The sequence below is a fragment of the Streptomyces sp. NPDC049577 genome, from assembly GCF_040675635.1.
In the GTDB taxonomy this organism is placed as follows: domain Bacteria; phylum Actinomycetota; class Actinomycetes; order Streptomycetales; family Streptomycetaceae; genus Streptomyces.
Genome location: NZ_JBFAPH010000484.1, coordinates 1 through 3,555, shown reverse-complemented (window position 1 = coordinate 3,555; position 3,555 = coordinate 1). Strand labels below are relative to the sequence as shown.

General features: G+C 74.2%; 3 protein-coding genes and 1 pseudogene. 2 read left to right on the top strand and 2 right to left on the bottom strand.

The features are described from left to right. Positions 1-156 precede the first annotated feature (156 nt). Positions 157-1,452 carry a CBS domain-containing protein gene (locus AB0K09_RS31435; protein WP_366068799.1) on the bottom strand — a complete coding sequence of 432 codons (1,296 nt, stop codon included), beginning with the start codon at positions 1,450-1,452 and terminating at the stop codon, positions 157-159. 166 nt (positions 1,453-1,618) lie between these two features. Between AB0K09_RS31435 and AB0K09_RS31430 the strand changes: the two genes are divergently transcribed. Continuing rightward, complete coding sequence (locus AB0K09_RS31430; RefSeq protein WP_366068798.1) at positions 1,619-2,425, top strand: hypothetical protein; 807 nt, start codon at positions 1,619-1,621, stop codon at positions 2,423-2,425. An 11-nt stretch (positions 2,426-2,436) separates the two neighbouring features. On the opposite strand, the gene AB0K09_RS31425 is transcribed toward AB0K09_RS31430, so the two are convergent. Next, positions 2,437-2,943: a hypothetical protein gene (locus AB0K09_RS31425; RefSeq protein ID WP_366068797.1), complete on the bottom strand. Its 507-nt coding sequence runs from the start codon at positions 2,941-2,943 to the stop codon at positions 2,437-2,439. Positions 2,944-3,182: 239 nt separating this feature from the next. On the opposite strand from AB0K09_RS31425, the pseudogene AB0K09_RS31420 reads away from it, so the two are divergent. Then, positions 3,183-3,555 (top strand): annotated as a pseudogene (locus AB0K09_RS31420) (hypothetical protein); the annotation flags it as partial.

Genomic DNA, 3,555 nt, shown 5'->3' with positions numbered 1-3,555 from the left:
TACTCCGGCAGCCAGCCCCGCCGCTTGGCGCGCGGCACGTCCAGCCGGACCCGGGGCTGGGTGTGCGGGTGCGGGTGCACGGCGGCGGACTGCGCCTTCGCCCGCTCCGCGGCCCGCTCGGCCCGCGTGTGCAGCCCGTAGTCCCGGCCCCGCTCGCTACCGGCCATCGACGGCCTCCGGCAGCCCGCCCATGCCCGGCGCCCCGTGGTACAGCTCGGTCTCGCGCCAGTCCTCGGGCAGCAGGTGGTCCAGCACGTCGTCGACGGTGACCGCGCCGAGCAGCGAACCGCTCTCGTCCACGACGGGCGCGGAGACCATGTTGTACGTGGCCAGATAGCTGGTCACGGCCGGCAGCGGGGTGTCCGGCGGCAGCGGCCGCAGATCGGTGTCGACGATCGAGCCGACGAGCGTGAAGGGCGGGTCCCGCAGGAGCCGCTGGAAGTGCACGGTGCCCAGGTACTTGCCGGTCGGCGTCTCGTCCGGCGGCCGGCACACGTACACCTGGGCGGCGAGCGCGGGGGAGAGGTCGGGGTTGCGCACGCGCGCGAGGGCGTCGGCGACGGTCGCGTCGGGGCGCAGCACGATCGGCTCGGTCGTCATCAGACCGCCCGCCGTGCGCTCCTCGTAGGCCATGAGACGGCGGACGTCCGCCGCGTCGGCCGGGCGCATCAGCCCCAGCAGCCGTTCCTTCTCCTCCTCCGGCAGCTCGCCCAGCAGGTCGGCGGCGTCGTCCGGGTCCATGGCCTCCAGGACGTCCGCGGCGCGCTCCTCCTTCAGCTTGCCGAGGATCTCGATCTGGTCGTCCTCCGGCAGCTCCTCCAGGACGTCCGCGAGCCGGTCGTCGTCCAGGGCGGCCGCGACCTCGGCGCGCCGCTTGGGGGAGAGGTGATGCAGCACGTTGGCGAGGTCGGCGGGGCGCAACCGCTCGAAGGTGGCGAGGAGGTTCTCCGCGCCCTGCCCGTGCTCCTCCAGGGAGAAGCCGGTGACGGCGGACCACTCGACGGTCAGCGTCTCCCCCCGGCGGCGCAGGGCGCCACCCTTGCCGCGGCGGACGAAGACCTTGTCGATCTCCCACTCGCGACGGGCCGGCAGCTGGCTGATCGACACGTCGAGGACGGTGACCTCCTCGTCCGTCCCGACCAGCCGCACCCGGCGGTCGAGCAGCTCGCCGAGGACGAGCGTCTCGGTGGGGCGCTGCTCGAAGCGCCGCATGTTGATCACGCCGGTGGTGATGACCTGGCCGGACTCCACACCCGTCACCCGCGTCATGGGCAGGAAGATCCGGCGGCGGCTGACGACCTCCACGACCAGGCCCAGCACGCGCGGCGGCCGGCCGCCGACGCGCAGCATGGCGACCACGTCGCGGACCCGGCCGACCATGTCGCCGTTCGGATCGAACACGGCCACGCCCGAGAGGTGCGAGACGAACACCCTCGGGGCACCTGCTGCCATGGCCGCGCACCTCCTTCGCCCGTGTCCGGTTCAGGCTAACGTGGCGGGCTTGTCCCTGCCGCGAGGGAGGCGCCCGTACGGATCCCCCGCGGAATCCCCACGGACTCCTGGCTTCCGCCCCAGGAGGTGCCGGGTACGCTGCCGTATCCCACCGGTAACAGGAGGCATGGCAGAGGTGCGAACCCGGAACGCGGCCGTCGTGACGGCGCTGTCCGTCGGCCTGTCCGCGGCGCTCACCGCCTGCGGCGGTGGCGGGGACCCCGACGCGGGGACCAACGGCGTCGGCAAGCTCGACGCCACGACGATCCAGGACAAGGCCCGCACGGCCGCCCAGGGGGCGGACGCCGTCCATCTGTCCGGCAACGTCGTGAGCGAGGGCCACACCTACCGCATCGACATGCGGCTGAAGAAGGACGGCGGCACGGGCCGCGTCTCGGCGAACTCCAGCACGTTCGAGCTGCTGCGGGTCGGGGACGAGCTGTATCTGAAGGCCCCGGCGGAGTTCTGGTCGCGCGGGAGCGCGGGCAAGGGCGGCAGCGGCGGGAGCGGCGCCGGCAGCGACCTCGGGACCGGCGCCCCGGCCTCCGCGAAGCCGGACGGCGCGGCGGCGGCCGGCAAGCTCGTCGACAAGTACGTGAAGGTGCCGTCCGGCGACCCCGCCTACCAGCAGCTGCGCGGCTTCACCGACAAGAACCTGCTGCTGGACGGGCTGCTGAGCCTGCACGGCAAGCTCTCCCGCGGTGAGCACGGCAGCGTCTCGGGCACCCGCACGATCCGCGTCGCCGGCTCCGGCGGTGCGGGCGGCACCCTCGACGTCTCCCTCAAGGGCACGCCGTATCCCCTGCGGGTGCAGCGCGCGGGCAACGCGGGCCAGCTGGAGCTGGACGGCTGGGGCAAGGACTTCGCCCTCGCCGCACCGGCGAAGGGCGACACGGTGGACTACGGCAAGCAGCTCCAGATTCCGGGCACGTAGGCCCTGCGGGGCTAGCCCCGCTTCCGGCCCCGCCGCAGAAGCTTCGGCAACGCGGCCGGCATCGCGCGCCGCGTCGTCGCCGGTGTCGGCAGCGGCGTTGCCGCGAGCGAGCCGTCCGGCAGGTCCGTCGTGCCGCCCGAGGGGGTGAGCCGGAGAACCCGGCAGTCCGCCGCCCACCGCTCCTCGACGCGCTCCGCGTCCGGCGCGTTCAGCCGCTTGGACTTGAGCTCCGCGACCGCCGCGGCCCACTCCTCGCCGCGCGCCGGCAGCTCGCCGACCGTCGCGGTCCAGGCGACGAGCCGGCCGCCCTTGTCCTTGCTGCGCACCGTCACGGTCGCCGTCGCGCCGTCCGTGAGGCCGAGGTCGTCCAGCGGCTGCTCGCCGGGTCCGCCGACGATGTGCGCGGCACCCTCGTGCCAGACGTGCCACAGGGCACGGCTGGGCCCACTCGGGCCCTGCACCCAGATCAGGCCGGACTTCTTGGTGGCCTCTTCGATCAGCGCCTGCGTCAGCATCATGGCCTCACTCTAAGACGTACCACCGGCCGGCCGGGCGGCCTGCCTGTCCGGCCGATTGCGGCCGGGGTGTGGTCCGGTGCGGACGCTGCCGGTCCAGGGTGTTCGCCGTTGCGGCGGCGGGGGAGCTGTCCGCCGGGTGGGCGGCGAGGCGTCGTGGTGAGGGTCCGGCGGCCTGTGTGGCCACCGCGAGCGCCGCGTTCGCCGCGATACACCGGCCGGCCAGGCCCTAGGCTGAGGGAGTGAGTGCATCCCCCACCCATCGTGAAGCGGTCGCGACCGCAGCCCCCCAGCTCCCGGCGCACGCCGCGCCGCTCCGTCTCGACTTCGTGCTGCTCGCGATCGCCATCGCCGGCGTCTCCCTGTCGGCGCCGCTCATCGCGGCGACCGCCGCCTCCGCGCTCGCCATCGCCTTCTGGCGCAACGCCATGGCGGTCGGGGTGCTCACTCCGCTCGTGCTCGTACGCCACCGCGCCGAGCTGCGCGCGGTGGGGCGGCGGGCCGCCCTGCTGGCCGTGGCCTCCGGCGCGCTGCTGGCGCTGCACTTCGGGGTGTGCCCACTTGACACCTCGTATGCGGCAGAGGGAGGGTCGGGGCCATGCGCACCCGAATTCT

Excerpts from the sequence above, each read along its gene's own strand:
- AB0K09_RS31425 (WP_366068797.1), bottom strand. The coding sequence starts at position 2,943 with ATGATGCTGACGCAGGCGCTGATCGAAGAGGCCACCAAGAAGTCCGGC.
- AB0K09_RS31430 (WP_366068798.1), top strand. The coding sequence starts at position 1,619 with ATGGCAGAGGTGCGAACCCGGAACGCGGCCGTCGTGACGGCGCTGTCC.
- AB0K09_RS31435 (WP_366068799.1), bottom strand. The coding sequence starts at position 1,452 with ATGGCAGCAGGTGCCCCGAGGGTGTTCGTCTCGCACCTCTCGGGCGTG.